Here is a 15,697-nt window from a genome sequence, read left to right as displayed (position 1 = left end):
GCCCGCTCGGGAAAACTGTTATGGCCGATCCCAAAGCAACCCTCACGTTCAAGCTCGACACGCCGCCGAACCAAAGGTGGAGCGGAGCCTTGCCGATCGAGGTGCGCGACGAGAAGCTCGTGCTCAGGGCGCGCGGGGTCAGCGACGACACCCTGGAAGTGCCGCCGGGGCGCTACTACGTCACGGCGCTGCTTCCCAGCGGCGACCAGTCCACCGTCGACGACGTCGTGGTCGTCAATCCCGGCGAGAGCAAGCAGCTCAACATCGCGATCCCGGGTGTCGCCTTTCCTACCAGCCTCGAAACCACGGACACGCTTTCGGATTCATTGTGGGAGATTTCGCGCCCGGTCACGCAGTATTTTTTCAGGCAGTCGTTTGCGCTTGTTCGCGGCAACTGGCTGGCCGACAAGATCACCGGTACCGGCTCCCAGATCCCACTCAAGCGAGAGCCTACGACCCGGTCAAACCTGGATATCCCGTTTTCGCGCGAAGCGGTCTGGATCGAAATCGAGAGATCAAAGCAATACAATTATTTCGCCGTACCGATCGACGAAGGCGGTTCAACGACGGTCGAATGGTCTCTGGACCTCAAGACCGACAAGCTCACCCTCGAGTTCGACTTTCACGACGGCGAACTGAACTCGTTGCTCGACTTCGCCAACAACAGCAAGGCGGACGAGGCACGGTCGATATCGCGCACGCTGGTCACCCGACCCGACTATTACGCTACGAAAAAGCAATCCCCGCTTCGCGCAACACTCGGCGCCTACGTGCTGATACGCGCCAACCAGCTCGAAGGCCTGGACGAGTGGACCGGCAATCTGGTCGCCTCCTATCCCTGGCTTCCGGACGCGCTCGCGGTCCGCATCGAGTATCTGGCGCGTAGCGGCCGGCACCCGGAGGCGCTGAAGCTGTTGCGGGATATTCCGAAGTCGGGGGCGCCGCTGTTTCGTTCCGGTATCGGCTATCTGGCCGATCGCGCCAGGACCTACGCAAGACTGGCCCCCGAGGACGAATCCAGCCTGCAAGTCTCCCCGGCCGAGATGGAAAAGCTCAAGCGGATCTCGCAGGTTTTCGGCGAGCTCGTGATCGCGCTGGACATGACCTTGTCGACATCAGCGCTTCGACGCGTCCCCGCGTTCAAATCCGAGTAACCGGCACCGAGATCCCATCGGTCTGATCGACCGTCCAGGGCACGGCGACCGTCGTCAGGAAGTCGCCGGGACCAGGGCGGTCCCGGCCCGCCCCCCGGATTTCCGCCGCCAGCACATAGCTGTCGCGCGAGCGGAAATCCCACTGTGCTTCCAAATGGAAGGGAATGCGATCCTGCCGTCCGCTGATCCCTTCGATCACGGTCTCCGCAATCCGCGTCGATAACGCGTCGATCAAGGTCACGTCATCGAGCCCCACGATCGCGGTCGCGCCGTCGAACGATTGCGGCAACGGGAGTTCAATCCAGCCACGAATCGAGATCTTGCGCATGGACCTTTCCTGCGAAGCGGCAGGTGCTGCCGGAACTTCGGCCACAAATCGCGGCGCGAAGTTCTGGTGCGATCTACCCCGCCCTCGATGCTTGCGGCCGACGCGTGGCCGAAGGCATTGCCTGCGCATCGAAAACGATCCCCTCATACCCCTTCTCGGCGACCTCGGTGATGGCGGCGACATATTTCGGCGTGCCGCCATTGTAGACGAGGTAGCGCGTCTTGCCGTGCTCATGGCCGGGTATGTTCGAATTATAACCGGTGAACCACGACTTCGCTTTGCGCATCAGCATGATGGCGTACATCTTGGTCACATGCGCCGTCCAGCGCGCCTGCGCCTCCGCCGTCGGTTCGGCCCGCGTATGCCCGCGCTCCCACATGTGGGCGAGCAGGCCCATGCACCATCCGACACCGTTCTCGATGCCGCGCGGAAAGTTCGTCGACGCCGAACCGCTCTGCGGGCCGGTTGGCATCAACAAATTCGGAAAGCCGTTGGCCATCATGCCGAGAAAGGTCGAGGGACCGTCGCGCCAGCGGTCAGCGAGTTTCGCCCCGCCGACGCCGGTGATGTCGATCGCATCGAACGCGCCGGTGATGGCGTCGAAGCCGGTGGAGTAGACGATTATGTCGAGCTCATAGTCGCGCGCGCTGGTGCGCAGGCCGGTCTCGGTCACCCGCTCGATCGGCGTCTCGCTGATGTCGACGAGATCAACATTGTCGCGGTTATAGGCCTCGAAATAATTGGTCTCCAGCGGCACCCGCTGCACGCCGAAACCGTGATCCCTGGGGATCAGCTTTTCCGCCGTCGCCGGATCCTTCACCCGCCGTCGGATACGCTCGGCGATATAAGCGGAGAACTCCGCATTGGCCGCCTCGTCGGTAAATATCTCGCGGAAATTGCTCAGCCAGATGCCGAAGCCGGGCTCGTCATAGAGTTTGTCCCACAGCGCGATGCGCTCCTCGCGGGTGGCCTCATAGAAGCCCCGCCTGTCAGGCTCGTGCTCGAAACCGCCGGGCGTGCGCCTGCAGGCGGCGAAGATCTCGTCGTAGCGCGAGCGGATGTCGGCCATCTCGGCGTCCGAGATCGGGCCGTTGTTGAGCGGCGCGCTCCAGTTCGGCCGCCGCTGAAACACCGTGAGTTCGCCGACCTTGTCGGCGATCTCGCCGATCACTTGAATCGCGGTGGCGCCGGTGCCGATGATGCCGACCTTCTTGCCCGCCAGTTCGACCGGTTCGTGCGGCCAATGGAAGGTGTGAAACGAACGCCCCTTGAACGCCTCCGTGCCTTCCAGCCGCGGCAGCGTCGGTATCGAGAGCAACCCGACTGCAAGAATGAGGAAACGGCAGGAGAGTTCGCGCCCGTCGTCGAGCCTGAGCCGCCACAGATGGCTGGCCTCGTCGAACGCCGCCGCCTCCACCTTGCGGTTGAACCGCATGCATTTGCGCAAATCAAACTTGTCGGTGACGTAGTTGAGATAGCGCAGATTCTCCGGCTGCGCCGAGAAGCGCTCCTTCCAGTGCCACTCGTTGAGCAGTTCCTTCGAGAACGAATAACCGTAGGTATAGCTCTCGGAATCGAAGCGCGCGCCGGGATAGCGGTTCCAGTACCAGGTCCCGCCGAGATCGGGGGCGGCGTCCAGCACAAGGGCATCTACCCCAAGGTCGGCCAGCCGCTTGATCTGATAAATGCCCGACACGCCGGCGCCAACGACAACGACCTCGTAATGCGGCTTGATCTCCCCGGTCATGCGCGGCTTCCCCATTATTGTTCTTGACGCCGACGATCTCTGCGCGGCCGGGCATCACTATAGCAATATCCGCGGCTTCCGCACTTGCGTCAGCATGCCGGGTTGCACCGCGAAATCGGCTCTAAAACAATGTTTGAAAGCGGGACGTAGCGATGACAAGCGGCAGGCTGGATCACCTAGGCACTCGGATCGGCGACAATCTGCGCGTGCAACTGCGCGACATAGGGGTCCTCGATCCCCAACGCCTGTAATTGCGTCGCCAGTTGCACGAGGTATTCCCGGTTGGTGCCGAGGACACCCTTCCCGCTTGCGATCATTGCCGCGGTCTCGGCGAGCGGCAGTTCGCCGACGTAGCTGGGGTGCGCGCGGTTGGAGACGAAGGCAAGCGCCGTGATCGGCCCCTGCGGCGTCGTCATCGGCACCATCGCCGGCGCATAGCCGCCGCGCAGCATCTCGCGGCGCCACAGGATCGCCGATTCCGCATGCACGGAATCCGCCGCGATGCGAAACGCCAATCCCCGGCAACACCCGGCCTGCGGCTCCAGCGACAGCATCAGCGCCGGATAGTCGTGCGATCCACGGCCGAGATTGATCTTCAGCGTGAAGCGGCGCTGATAATTTTCGACGTCGGCAAGCCGCACTTCGGCGAAATGGAATCCGGGGTCCCACATCAGCGAGCCGTAGCAATAGATCCAGAGATCGTCGCTATCAGGGTGATCGCCGAGCACGGCAAGCCGCGATGCCTCGATCGCTTCGTCCGGCAGCCGCCAGCTCACCGGCCATCCTGCGGCCCGCGCCCGCTGCTCCCACATCGCAAACATTTCCGGCGTCAGGCGCAGCAGCGATTTTTCCGGCTGCGTCACCCGCGCGCGCAGATCTGGCAGATGAATGAACGCGTCCGCGGTCACGCCCGCCCCCTTGCAGATGCCTCGTTCATCTGCACTGTGCCACCGCGGAGCCTGGACGCCAATTTCAAACCGCGAGGTCTCGCAGGTCTTTATTTCATGACCAGACCAATATTTTTGGGGTCATCATGATGATGCAGGAGGTCTATTGCGCCCTACCCCCGGCCATTCGATCGATGTGGTTCAACTGGTGACTGCTTGACAGGATGGTGTCTATCAGACTGAGCGTCTGCCGTAGATCGGCCATGGAGCTGTCGATGTTACGCAGCGCATCGCCCATCGTGGCCGTGGTCCGCGCCACCGCCGTCAGGGAACGCCGCAGCTTGCCGTCGCAGCCCGCCCATGTCTCGTCAATGTCGGCGAACAGACACTCGTAGCATGGCTCGAGATAGTCGTCGCAAACCTGAATGCGCCAGTGGCTGGTCTCGGTCTCCCGGTTGCGCATCAGTTCGCGCGCTACGGCGTGGGCATGCTCCCGCGCGGCAGCCTCGTCGCGAAATTCCTGACCCTCGACGTCCGGATAGGTCTGACGGCCCGCTTTCAGAATGAAATAGAACAGCGGCATGGTACCTCCTGCGGCGCGGACGTCCTCTTTCGAAGACGCGTGGCCGGATAAGACCATCGGAATGCGTTAATGGTCTAGAGATCGGACAGTTCCGCTATACGCAAGTATGACCGCATCCTTCTTACAACTTAGATGCGATCAATCGCCGAGGTTCCGAAGCCAATACGATCTGGCTCTTCAGCCCCGCGGCCCCCCTGCTCTCTCCAGACGAATTTCAGAAACTGCTTCTGGTTCCTAACGGAAGCCGTCCATTGCAGAAAAACCTTGCGCTGAGTTCCGATGTGCCGGCCCAAGCCAGCAACTCATACGCATCGATCTTTATGCGTGTCGGTCTCCACCGCCTCGAACATCCGCCGAAAGTGCGACCGGACGGCGTCATCGCATTCGCAGGCGCGCTTGCGTATCCGCTCGATATCGACGATGTGGAGCCGGCCACGGCTATAGGAGATCAAGCCGGCGCCCTGCAGTGCACCGGCCACCGTCGTCACGCTGGTGCGCCGGACGCCCATCATCCGCGCAACGAACTCCTGCGTCAGCAACAGGTCGGGGCCGACCAGGTCGTGCATCCGCGAAAGCCACTTGCAGGTACGCGCATCAATGTCATGGACGGCGTTGCAGGCCGCGGTCTGCTGGACCTGTGCAAGGAAGAACTGCTCGTACTTTATCAGAAGCGCCTTGAAATCCGGCAGTTCGCTGGCCAAGGCACGGAGCCTATCCGCGGCCATGACCGAAGCCTTGCCGGCAATCTGAACAGTCACGAGGTTCAGCGAAACCTTGTCATCAAGCGCCTGGCTCGCGCCAAACACGCCGTCGTTGCCGACCATGCCGGTTTCTATGGTGCTGCCGTCCGCCAGCTCGACGATGCTGGAAATGATGCCGGAATGCGGAAAGTAAACTCGCTGGATGCGCTGGTGGGGTTCGGCAAGCACCTCTGAAGCGGCCAGCTCAATTACTGATAGATGAGGCGCAATGCGCGCAAGGGTCGCCGGTGCAAGGCGGCTAATCAGAAAATTCGAACCGCGAGGCATTTTCTACCCTCCACGGCGCGCCAATTCGCCTTCGTTCGGGAGAACACCAAGCTGACTGGCGATTTCATAAACATTGCGCCGTGCCCATAGCTTCCGCAAGCCTAATCTTGCTGTCCACCTACCCTTCCGGATTAGGGCACTGCGCCAGGGCCTCTTCCGGGGTAACAAAATTTCCCTTAAGACGCGGAGGGACCAGTATCCTCGTCGCAGTGCCGGTAAGATCAGCAGGGCAACGGGAGTGCTGCCGGGCTCACCTACCGCAACATGATCAATAGAAGAACAAGGGCAACCCATGCGCGACCAGTTTTCGACCACGCAGCAAATCCACAAACCGGCCGTGAGTTCCAAAGGCGGCATCGTTGCAGCCCAATCGAACCGCGCGGCGCAAGTGGGTGCCGAGGTGCTGGCTGCGGGCGGCGACTGCGTCGATGCTGTCATCGCGACCACATTTGCACTTGGCGTGCTGGAGCCGTGGATGAGCGGGCCCGGGGGCGGGGGTGCGATGGTGCTCTACCGCGCGCGTGAAGACCGCTACGAAGTCATCGACTACGGCATGCGCGCTCCCGCGAGCCTGCGGGTGGAGGATTATCCGTTGACCGGCGATGGCGCGGCGTCCGACATCTTCCCCTGGCCGCGCGTGAAGGACGACCGCAATATTCATGGCCCGGGCTCGATCGCGGTGCCCGGCGTGGTCGCCGGCATGGAGGAAGCGCATCGCCGTCACGCCAAACTGCCATGGAAGGAATTGCTGGCGCCGAGCGTCGCGCTTGCCGGCGAAGGCCTTGCGGTCGACTGGTGGACCACGGTGATGATTTCGAGCGCCGCAGCCGATCTGCGCCGTTACCCCGCCAGCGCCGCCGCCTATCTGCAAGACGGCCTGCCGCCGAACCCGCAATGGGGCATCAGGTCCAGCGTTCGCATGCCGCAGGACAAGCTCAAGGCCACGATGGCGCAGCTTGCCAGCGCCGGCCCCCGCGACTTCTATGAAGGCGATCTGGCGAAGTGCCTCGCCGCTGACATCCAGGCCGCCGGCGGCGCACTGTCGGTCGACGACCTCAGGCCGTTCCGCGCACATCTGCGCGAGCCGCTGGCAATCTCCTATCGCGACGGCAAGGTTTTGGCGACGCCCGAACTCACCGCCGGCCCGACGCTCTCGCGCACGCTCGGTCTGCTGCAGAAGGATCTGAAGCCCGCGCGCGGTGGACCGGATGCGGCGGCCTATCTCGCCTATGCATCGGCGCTGCAGGCCGCCTATCGCGAGCGGCTGAAAGATATGGGCGACCAGGACGGCCGGCGTTCGCTCGGCGCGGAAGCGCTGGCGCCGGCCTGCACCACGCATTTCTCGGCGGTCGATCGCGACGGCAACATGGCGGCGGTGACGCAGACGCTGCTCTCCACCTTCGGCTCCAAATTCGTATCGAGCCAGACCGGCATCACCATGAACAACGGCATCATGTGGTTCGACCCGACGCTGGGCATGCCGAATTCGCTGGCGCCGGGCAAGCGCTGCCTCACCAACTACACGCCGGTGCTGGCGCAGGCGGCCGATGGCCGCCGCATCGCGGTCGGCGCATCCGGCGGCCGCCGCATCCTGCCGGCGGTGAGCCAGCTTCTGTCCTTCGTGATGGACTTTGGCATGGACCTCGATGCGGCGATTCATCAGCCCCGCATCGACGCCAGTGAAGGCGCGGTCGTGATCGGCGACGTCCGCCTGCCGCAGGCCGCGCGCGAAGCATTGGGCGCGCGCTTCGACTACGAGGAAGCACGCATCCAGGCCCTGCCGATGAAATTCGCCTGCCCCAGCATCGTGATGCGCAACGGCGACACCAACAGCGGCGCCACCGAGCCGTTCCACGCCTGGAGCGAGGCGGTGGCGGAGGGGTGAGGTATAGCTGTTCGACTAATCCGGCGCCGCAAATAAGAAAGTGCGGCACCAAGGTGCCGCACTTCGCTGTTTAATTGCGATAGCGCGCCCTACCGCGTCTGCGGCTCGATCGTCACCATGCAATCGGCGCCGCTCTGGCCGGATACCACGATCTGTCCGTCCGCGGCACCCAGCGCAATCGGCGCGGTCGAGGCGCCGCCGGGCACGCGGACCGTGACGCTGATGGTTTCCTGCTGTGCCGCCGCCGAGCCGACCGTCTGTGGCGTCAGTTCGGTGACATTGCCCGCGGTGTCGCGCCGCATGATGCGGCACGGCGAGGCACCACCGGCAGCGGCCATCGTGCCGGTGTAACTGCCTGAGCTGCCCGTGCCGGCAGTACCGCTCGTGCTCCCAGTGCCGCTCGCGCCGCCGGCGGCGCGAATGCGGGATGCGTCGCGCGGGATCTGGCTGACGATACGATGGGTGCGCGGCTCAACGATCACGATCTCTTCCTCGGTCGTGAAGTAATCATAGCCGCGGTATTGCGGCTCGATCGCCACGATCGTATCCGGCAGCCGATGAACCCGCACACGCTGCGGAATTCGCTCGCCCACGCGGATCGAGACGTTGAGGTTGCGCTGGGGCGCGGCGAGACGTTCGCGGGTCAGGGTCTCGGAAATCCGTACTTGCTTGTCGACGGAGACGTTGGACTGCTGACTGGTCTGGGCCTGACCTGTCTGGCTCTGGCCGGTCTGCGCGCTGGTGGAAGGCTGCGTGCGCGTGGTGTCGGTCGCCGTTGACGGCCGGCTTGCATCCTTGCCCTGCTCGGCGGCGTTCTTCGCGCCGTCGCGCTGATCGCGGCCCGGTTCTTTCTGGGTCGTGGTCGTGCTCTCGCGCTCCTTCTGGGCAGCCGTGCTTCCTTCCTTGGCCTTGTCGGATTCCGCGCGCGATTTTTCGCGGTCGCTGTCGCGCTTCATCTCGGCGCTGCCCTTGCTGTCCTTGCTACCATCCTTGGCGTCCTTTTCGCGCGCCGTCTGTGCGTCGCGACTGCGGGAATCCTGCGCGCGCTCGCCGGATTTGGCATCGTCGCCACGGCCGCGTCTGCTGTCATCGGCCGCGGCCGCCGGGCGCTCGGACGATGGCGCGGCCTTGCCCCTTTCCTCGGTTTGCCGGGAACCGGTTCCCCTCTCCTCGCGGCCTCCTTGCGCCTTTTGTTCCGCAGCCTGCCCGCGTTCCTGCGCCCGTTCGGCGCCGCGTTCTTGCGATGCAGCACCCTTGCCGGAATCGCTTGGCCGCATCTGTTTCTGCTCTTCGCCTCTTGCTCCCGGAGCCTGACCGTAGGAAACAGCCGGTGCCAGCATCAGGCATATAATTCCTGTCGATAACAGCAGTTGCTTGCGCATATGAACCTCCTCCGCATGGGCGTTACGCAAGCGAACGTTCGCCGCTGCCGGAGGTTCCGCAGCAACTACGCTGTGATTGAGAGATCGCTACAGCCCCAGCCGATCCCGCACCCGCCCCGCCAGCACCGCGGCGGTGACGCCGAGCGGCCAGAAGGCGTGCAACGCCATCGGCTTGATGGCGGTGACGGGCATGTCGATTTCCACAGTCCTGCCACCGATGAGGCGGCGTGCGAGGTGCCCGCCCATCGCGGTCGAGAGCGCGACGCCGCGGCCGTTGCAGCCGAGCGAGATCAGAAGGTTTTCCGCGGGCTCGTGCACATGCGGATAATGGTCGGGCGTGATGGCGAGCCGGCTGTTCCAGCCGTGCGTCCAGATGACGCCCTTCAGCCGCGGCCATAGCCGCTCGGCATAGCGGATGAGATAGGCGACGTCGGCAGGCTTGCTGATCCAACGCATCGGCCCGCGACCGCCCATCAGCAAACGATTGTGTTGATCGATGCGGTAATAGACCGTGATGTGTCCGCTCTCGTAGAGGACCGGACGGGTCGGCATGATTTCGCTGGCGACGTCATCAGGCAGAGGCGCGGTGGCGGTGATGGACGAAAACACCGGCACGATGCTGCGGCGAAGCGCCGGCCACAGATCATCCGTGAAGCCATTGGTTGCCAGCAGCACTTTTTCCGCGCGCACGATCCCGCGCGGCGTCTCGACCCGCCAGCCGGCTCCTTCACGCGACAAGGACAGCGCCGGTGTCTCGCCATGGACTGCAGCGCCGGCCGCGATCGCCGCACGCGCCAGCCCGCGCGCATAACTCAGCGGATGCAGATCGCCGCCGCGGTTGTCCAGCATGGCGCAAAGATAGCGGTCAGTGCCGGTCATCTCCCGCATCTGCTCGCGGTTCAGCAGCGTCACCGGCATGCCGCGGCGGATGCATTGCTTCGCCGTATTCTCGATCGCCGCTGCGCTCGCCTCGTTATAGGCCGCGCGCAGCGTGCCGTTCTGCCGCGCCTCGCAGGGTATCTGGTAACGGCGGATCAGGTCGAACGTGTAGTTCGTGGTGCCGTAGGCGAAATCGATCATGCGGCGGCCGAGCTCGGCGCCGAAATCCGCCTCGATCTGGTCAGGGTCGTGCTTGAGGCCCGGATTGACCTGGCCACCATTGTTGCCGGAAGCGCCCCAGCCCGGCTGTTGCGCTTCCAGCACGATCGCGTTCACGCCCTGCTCGGCGAGATGCAGCGCGGTGGATAGTCCCGTAAAGCCGCCGCCGATGATCGCGACCGCAACGTTCCTGTCGCCATCGAGCGGCGGCGTCGGTGTCGGCGCGACCGCCGTATCGGCATAGAGGCTTGGCGGCAACGGCAAGGATACAGGCGTGTTCATGGACAACAACCGGAAAGCTTAGAGCGGATGCAGCACGCGCCGCAAAAAGTCCTGCGTGCGCGCATGCTGCGGCTGATTGAGGACCGATTTCGCCGGCCCCTGCTCGACGATCACGCCGCCGTCGATGAACAGCACGCGGTCGGCGACATCGCGGGCAAAACCCATCTCATGGGTGACGACGACCATGGTCATGCCATCATCGGCGAGCTTGCGCATCACCGAGAGCACGTCGCCGACCAGTTCCGGATCGAGCGCCGAGGTCGGCTCGTCGAACAGAATAGCCTTCGGCTGCATCGCGAGCGCGCGCGCAATCGCGACCCGCTGCTGCTGCCCGCCGGACAGTTGCGGCGGATGGACTTCGGCCTTCTCGGCGAGCCCCACCTGCGCCAATAGCGCACGGCCGCGCTCCAGCGCCGCGGCGCGCGGCTCCTTCTTCACATAGACCGGGCCCTCGATGACGTTCTCCAGCGCGGTCCGATGCGGAAACAGGTTGAAACGCTGGAACACCATCGAGACCTGCGTCCGGATCGAAACGATCGAAGGTGCGTTGCGGTCCACCCGCGCACCTTCGACAAGGATATCGCCGCTGTCATAGCTTTCCAGCCCGTTGATACAGCGCAGGATGGTGGACTTGCCGGAGCCCGACGGTCCGACGATGCAGACCACCTCGCCCTTCTCGACGGAGGCCGTGATGCCCTTGAGCACCTCGACCTTGCCGAAACTCTTGTGGACGTTTGTCAGTTCGATCATTTCTGGCCCGCGCGCTTCTCGAAATGACGAACCAGGAGAATGAGCGGAATGCTCATGGTGAGATACATCAGCGCTACAAGCGTGAACACGCTGGTGTTCTTGAAGGTCGAAGACGCGATCAGCTTGCCCTGCAGCGCAAGCTCGGCGACCGTGATGGTGGACGCTTGCGACGAGTCCTTCAACATCATGATCATGATGTTGCCGTAGGGCGGCAGCACAATCTTGACCGCCTGCGGCAACACCACGCGGCGCATGGTCTGCCACCAGCCCATGCCGATCGCCTGCGCCGCCTCGATCTGCCCCTTGTCGATCGCCTCGATGCCGGCGCGGAAGTTCTCGGCCTGATAGGCCGAATAGGCGATGCCGAGCCCGAGAATGGCCGCCTGCAGCGCCGTCAGCGTGAGGCCGAGTTCCGGCATCACGAAGTAGAGGTAGAACAGCAGCACGATGATCGGGATGCCGCGGATCACGTTGATCAGCCCGGCGCTGAATCCCGTGAAGATGCCGATGCCGGATACCCGCATCAAGGCCCAGATCAGGCCAAGCGCGGTCGACAGCAGGAGCGAGCCGACCGTGACGATGATCGTCAGCGCCACGCCGCTCATCAGGATCGGCAGGAACTCGACCGTGTCGCGCCAGAACGCCTGCATCAGGAAGCCTGCGCCTTCAGGCCCCATTTATCGAGAATCTTTTCGACGGTGCCGTTCGCCTTCAACTTCGCCAGCGAGGTGTTGATCTTGGCGAGCAACTCGGTATCGCCCTTGCGCACGCCGATGCCGACCGAGCCGACGGTCGCAGGCTTGTAGCTCTCGACGATGCGCGCCTCGGGGAAGCCGCCCTGCTTGAGGTTGTAGGCGAGGATCGGGTAGTCGGCGAAGCCGGCCTTCAGGCGACCTGCGTTCACGTCGCGCAGAATGTCGGGAATGGTGTCGTAGGCTTTTACTTCGCTGAACAGGCCCGACTTCTTCAGTGCATCGACGAAAGCCGTCCCGACCTGCGCGCCGACCACCGCACCTTTCAGATCTTCCTGGCTGGCGTAGGCTTTGCTGTCGCTCTTCGGCACCAGCAGGCCTTCGCCATAGCTGTAAAACGGTTCGGAGAAATCGATCACTTCCTTGCGCGCCGGCGTAACGAACATCGCCGCCGAGATGATGTCGATCTTGTTCGAGGTGAGCGATGCGATCAGGGTGGAGAACTGCATCGGCTCGATCTGAACCTGGAAGCCGGCGTCCTTGCCGATCTCGGTGATGAGATCGACCATGATGCCCTGAATGCTGTTGGTCTTGGTGTCGAGGAAGGTGAAGGGCACGCCTGTCGGCGTCGAGCCCACCTTCAGGACCTGCTGCGCGGATGCCGGCATTGCGGCTGTGAGAACCAAAGCCGCCACCGCGGCCTGAACGAGACGCTTCAGAGCCATTGCACACCCTCCTGAAACCGGACACCGTTCCGGCCCTCCCGCTTGGCCTTGGACCAAATAAGTTGCGGGCAGCGCCGTTCGAGCCTATTTTCACCAATATGAAATTGTGGTCACAGTTCCCCGGGTATTGCAAGCCATTTTCATGCATATGAAGAAAGCAGCCTGACGTGAGCGGCAGCAAGAGAATAAAGAAAGCAGCGCCCAAACCCCGAAAGGCAGCACGCAGGGCGAAGGCGAAACCCGCCGCCAGGCCGGCTGAACCCGCAATGGATCTGGCGGTTGGCCGCCGTATTCGCGACTTGCGCCGCGAACACAAATTGTCGCTGGAGACGATTGCCGCGCGAACCGATCTGTCGATCGGCTTCCTCAGCCAGATCGAGCGCGGCCTGTCGTCCCCCTCGCTTCGCGTGCTCGCGACGCTCGCCGACGTCCTCGGCGTCGGCATCGCCGCGCTGTTCGGCTCCAGGCCGAGCGATGATGGCGCTTCCGGCGGCGTGGTGACGCGCCAGTTGCAGCGCGCCGAACTAAAACTGTGGCGCACCGGCATTTCCAAGCAATTGCTGAGCCCGGCCGGAACGGAAAACCGCCTCAATCTGTTTCTCGTGCACCTCGAGCCCGGCGGAAACACCGGCGACGAGCTCTATACGCATGACGGCGAGGAAGCCGGGCTGGTGCTGGAAGGCGAGATGACGCTGACGGTGGACGACGAGACCTGGACGCTGAAAACCGGTGACAGTTTTCGGTTTGCCAGCCGCCGGCCGCACCGCTTCTCAAATCCGGCGGATGATGCAAAATCCGTCGTGTTGTGGGTGAACTGCGTGACGCAAGCCGGGTAGCCACAGTCTGGAGTAAATCATGGACCAGGCCACAGACGATTGGGCGCCGCACAGCGCGCACTGGGGCGCCTTCTCCGCGAGATGGAACGGCGCCACCCTCGATGTCACGCCTTACGAGGGTGACCCTGCGCCCTCGCCGATATTGCAGAATTTTACCACCGCGATGCGCCACAAGGCGCGCATCCTACAGCCGATGGTCCGCAAGGCTTGGCTGGACCGCAGCGTGCGCGCCGCGCGCACGTTCGACCAGGAATTCGTCGAGTGTTCCTGGGACAAGGTTATCGACCTGCTGGCGAGCGAATTATCGCGGGTCAAAACTGAATATGGCGCCGCCGCGGTCTTCGGCGGCTCCTATGGCTGGTCCAGCGCCGGACGTTTTCACCACGCGCAGAGCCAGGTTCATCGCTTCCTGAACATGGCGTTCGGCGGCTATGTGCGCTCGGTGAACAGTTACAGCGCCGGCGCTTCGGCGGTGATCCTGCCGCATGTGATGGGCGGCTATGAGGCTGTCTCGCGCCACAACGTGACCTGGGATCAGATCGCCGAACATTCAGATACCGTGCTGGCCTTCGGCGGCATGGCGTTGAAGAACTCGCACGTCGCAAGCGGCGGCATCAGCCGCCACATCGAGCGCGACGCGATGGCGAAAGCCGCGCACCGCGGCGCAGCGTTCTACTGCATCAGTCCGTTGCGGGACGACCTACCGAACGAGGCCAACGCAAGATGGCTGCCGATCAAAGTTGGCACCGACGTCGCGCTGATGCTGGCGCTCGCGCACACGCTTCTGACCGAAGGTCTCTGCGACAAGGCCTTCATCGAACGCTATTGCACCGGCTTCGATAGTTTTGAACGCTATCTGCTCGGCCGCGATGACCATACGCCAAAGGACGCGGCATGGGCGGCAGACATCACCGGCATTTCATCCGGCACGATCGTCGACCTCGCCCGCCGCCTGCCGCGCGGACGCACCCTGATCACGGTCTCGCATTCGCTGCAGCGGGCGCAGTATGGCGAACAGCCGGTGTGGATGGGCGCGGTGCTCGCGGCGATGCTCGGCCAGATCGGTCTGCCCGGCGGCGGTTACAATTACGCGCTCGGTGCGCTCGGACACACCGGCCGCCGGCTCAACGCCGTTCCAATTCCGACGCTGTCGCAGGGCAAGAATGGCGTCAGCGATTTCATTCCAGTGGCGCGCGTCAGCGACATGCTGCTCCATCCAGGCGAGCCGTTCGAATACAACGGCCGTTCCATGCACTATCCCAACATCAAGCTGGTCTATTGGGCGGGCGGCAACCCCTTCCACCATCATCAGGACATCAACCGCATGCGGCGGGCTTTCAACGCGCCGCAAACCATCGTGGTGCACGAAAGCGCCTGGACGCCGATGGCGAAATTCGCGGACATCGTGCTGCCGGCGACCATGACGCTGGAGCGCGACGATATCGGTGCCGCCGGCACCGACCCGAGGCTGATCGCGATGCGCAAGGCTGTCGATCCGATCGGCGAAGCGCGCGACGATTTTGACATCTTTGCCGACCTCGCGCGGCGACTGGGCGTCGAGCAGGCATTCACCGAAGGACGGAACAGCCGGCAATGGCTGGCTCATCTGTACGAGCCGACGCGAAAGGCGTTGGCCGAGGCCGGTTGGGATGCCCCTGACTTCGACGAGTTCTGGCGGCGCGGCGAACTCGCGCTGCCGTCGGGGCCCGATGACGGCGGCTTCCTTCGCGCCTTCCGTAACGATCCCGCGGGCAACAAGCTTTCAACGCCAAGCGGCAAGATCGAGATCTACTCGAAAGCCATCGCAGGCTTTGGCTACGACGATTGCCCGCCTCACCCAGCCTGGCTGCCGTCGACCGAACCACCAGATTCGCGCCACCCGCTGACGTTGATCGCCAACCAGCCCGCGACACGGCTGCACAGCCAGCTCGACTTCGGCGCCTACAGCCAGTCGAGCAAGATCGCCGGCCGTGAAGTCGTCCGCCTCCATCCCGACGATGCCAAGCGCCGCGGCATCGCCAATGGCGACATTGTCCGCCTGTTCAATGATCGCGGCGCATGCCTGGCCGCCGCCGCCGTCACCGACGACGTCATGGCCGGCGTAATCCAATTGTCCACCGGCGCCTGGTACGATCCGGAGCCTGGTGCGACCGAGCATCCACTCTGCGTCCACGGCAATCCGAACGTCCTTACCCGCGACATCGGCACATCGCGACTGGCGCAAGGCTGCTGCGGTCAGGTGACCGTGGTCGAGTGCGAGAAGTATTCGGGGGCGCTGCCGCCGATCCGGGCGTTTGATCCACCTGGTCGGGGGTGATGC

Annotated in this window: 14 protein-coding genes; 4 read left to right on the top strand and 10 right to left on the bottom strand. The window is 63.7% G+C overall.

Translation table 11 applies throughout. From position 1 onward, the window contains the following. Positions 1–20: 20 nt before the first annotated feature. Positions 21–1,154, top strand: a complete 1,134-nt coding sequence (locus tag AC0QUY_RS04000) for a hypothetical protein (RefSeq protein WP_475385853.1) — start codon at positions 21–23, stop codon at positions 1,152–1,154. Here the strand turns inward: AC0QUY_RS04000 and AC0QUY_RS03995 are convergent. The 5 genes from AC0QUY_RS03995 to AC0QUY_RS03975 form a co-directional block, all read right to left on the bottom strand. Next, positions 1,141–1,482, bottom strand: coding sequence for a hypothetical protein (locus tag AC0QUY_RS03995; protein ID WP_475385852.1), 342 nt, complete (start codon positions 1,480–1,482; stop codon positions 1,141–1,143). The two genes, AC0QUY_RS04000 and AC0QUY_RS03995, sit on opposite strands and share 14 nt — an antisense overlap. A 73-nt stretch (positions 1,483–1,555) precedes the next feature. Then, on the bottom strand, positions 1,556–3,229 hold the full coding sequence (locus AC0QUY_RS03990) for a flavin-containing monooxygenase (RefSeq protein WP_475385851.1): 1,674 nt from the start codon (positions 3,227–3,229) through the stop codon (positions 1,556–1,558). A gap of 176 nt (positions 3,230–3,405) precedes the next feature. Then, a complete protein-coding gene (locus AC0QUY_RS03985; protein ID WP_475385850.1) occupies positions 3,406–4,137 on the bottom strand; it encodes a gamma-glutamylcyclotransferase in 732 nt (243 codons plus the stop codon). A gap of 142 nt (positions 4,138–4,279) precedes the next feature. After that, positions 4,280–4,699: a DUF6894 family protein gene (locus AC0QUY_RS03980; RefSeq protein ID WP_475385849.1), complete on the bottom strand. Its 420-nt coding sequence runs from the start codon at positions 4,697–4,699 to the stop codon at positions 4,280–4,282. A gap of 302 nt (positions 4,700–5,001) precedes the next feature. Continuing rightward, the gene (locus AC0QUY_RS03975) at positions 5,002–5,628 is read right to left on the bottom strand and encodes a Crp/Fnr family transcriptional regulator (RefSeq protein ID WP_475385848.1); all 627 of its coding nucleotides are present in this window, start codon (positions 5,626–5,628) and stop codon (positions 5,002–5,004) included. Between the two features lie 391 nt (positions 5,629–6,019). On the opposite strand from AC0QUY_RS03975, the gene AC0QUY_RS03970 reads away from it, so the two are divergent. Further along, positions 6,020–7,612 carry a gamma-glutamyltransferase gene (locus AC0QUY_RS03970; protein WP_475385847.1) on the top strand — a complete coding sequence of 531 codons (1,593 nt, stop codon included), beginning with the start codon at positions 6,020–6,022 and terminating at the stop codon, positions 7,610–7,612. 89 nt (positions 7,613–7,701) lie between these two features. Here AC0QUY_RS03970 and AC0QUY_RS03965 read toward each other — a convergent pair whose 3' ends face one another. The 5 genes from AC0QUY_RS03965 to AC0QUY_RS03945 form a co-directional block, all read right to left on the bottom strand. Beyond that, a complete protein-coding gene (locus AC0QUY_RS03965; RefSeq protein WP_475385846.1) occupies positions 7,702–8,994 on the bottom strand; it encodes a DUF1236 domain-containing protein in 1,293 nt (430 codons plus the stop codon). An 87-nt stretch (positions 8,995–9,081) separates the two neighbouring features. Next, positions 9,082–10,374, bottom strand: coding sequence for an NAD(P)/FAD-dependent oxidoreductase (locus AC0QUY_RS03960; RefSeq protein WP_475385845.1), 1,293 nt, complete (start codon positions 10,372–10,374; stop codon positions 9,082–9,084). A gap of 18 nt (positions 10,375–10,392) precedes the next feature. After that, a complete protein-coding gene (locus AC0QUY_RS03955; protein WP_475385844.1) occupies positions 10,393–11,124 on the bottom strand; it encodes an amino acid ABC transporter ATP-binding protein in 732 nt (243 codons plus the stop codon). Next, positions 11,121–11,774 carry an amino acid ABC transporter permease gene (locus tag AC0QUY_RS03950; RefSeq protein WP_161856420.1) on the bottom strand — a complete coding sequence of 218 codons (654 nt, stop codon included), beginning with the start codon at positions 11,772–11,774 and terminating at the stop codon, positions 11,121–11,123. Before AC0QUY_RS03950 ends, AC0QUY_RS03955 begins: the two co-directional genes overlap by 4 nt. After that, a complete protein-coding gene (locus AC0QUY_RS03945) occupies positions 11,774–12,541 on the bottom strand; it encodes an ABC transporter substrate-binding protein (RefSeq protein ID WP_161852136.1) in 768 nt (255 codons plus the stop codon). Before AC0QUY_RS03945 ends, AC0QUY_RS03950 begins: the two co-directional genes overlap by 1 nt. A gap of 167 nt (positions 12,542–12,708) precedes the next feature. Here AC0QUY_RS03945 and AC0QUY_RS03940 point away from each other — a divergent pair, with 167 nt between their 5' ends. After that, positions 12,709–13,377, top strand: coding sequence for a cupin domain-containing protein (locus AC0QUY_RS03940; RefSeq protein ID WP_161852135.1), 669 nt, complete (start codon positions 12,709–12,711; stop codon positions 13,375–13,377). A gap of 19 nt (positions 13,378–13,396) precedes the next feature. Continuing rightward, positions 13,397–15,694 (top strand): molybdopterin guanine dinucleotide-containing S/N-oxide reductase, encoded by a 2,298-nt coding sequence (locus tag AC0QUY_RS03935; protein ID WP_475385843.1) that lies wholly within the window; start codon positions 13,397–13,399, stop codon positions 15,692–15,694. Positions 15,695–15,697 lie beyond the last annotated feature (3 nt).

The sequence above is a fragment of the Bradyrhizobium sp. WYCCWR15520 genome, from assembly GCF_056174665.1.
This window is presented reverse-complemented; position numbering and strand designations above follow the sequence as displayed.

Coding starts and splice junctions, on each gene's coding strand:
- AC0QUY_RS03955 (WP_475385844.1), bottom strand. CDS start 11,124: ATGATCGAACTGACAAACGTCCACAAGAGTTTCGGCAAGGTCGAGGTG.
- AC0QUY_RS04000 (WP_475385853.1), top strand. CDS start 21: ATGGCCGATCCCAAAGCAACCCTCACGTTCAAGCTCGACACGCCGCCG.
- AC0QUY_RS03935 (WP_475385843.1), top strand. CDS start 13,397: ATGGACCAGGCCACAGACGATTGGGCGCCGCACAGCGCGCACTGGGGC.
- AC0QUY_RS03995 (WP_475385852.1), bottom strand. CDS start 1,482: ATGCGCAAGATCTCGATTCGTGGCTGGATTGAACTCCCGTTGCCGCAA.
- AC0QUY_RS03980 (WP_475385849.1), bottom strand. CDS start 4,699: ATGCCGCTGTTCTATTTCATTCTGAAAGCGGGCCGTCAGACCTATCCG.
- AC0QUY_RS03965 (WP_475385846.1), bottom strand. CDS start 8,994: ATGCGCAAGCAACTGCTGTTATCGACAGGAATTATATGCCTGATGCTG.
- AC0QUY_RS03950 (WP_161856420.1), bottom strand. CDS start 11,774: ATGCAGGCGTTCTGGCGCGACACGGTCGAGTTCCTGCCGATCCTGATG.
- AC0QUY_RS03970 (WP_475385847.1), top strand. CDS start 6,020: ATGCGCGACCAGTTTTCGACCACGCAGCAAATCCACAAACCGGCCGTG.
- AC0QUY_RS03990 (WP_475385851.1), bottom strand. CDS start 3,229: ATGACCGGGGAGATCAAGCCGCATTACGAGGTCGTTGTCGTTGGCGCC.
- AC0QUY_RS03945 (WP_161852136.1), bottom strand. CDS start 12,541: ATGGCTCTGAAGCGTCTCGTTCAGGCCGCGGTGGCGGCTTTGGTTCTC.
- AC0QUY_RS03960 (WP_475385845.1), bottom strand. CDS start 10,374: ATGAACACGCCTGTATCCTTGCCGTTGCCGCCAAGCCTCTATGCCGAT.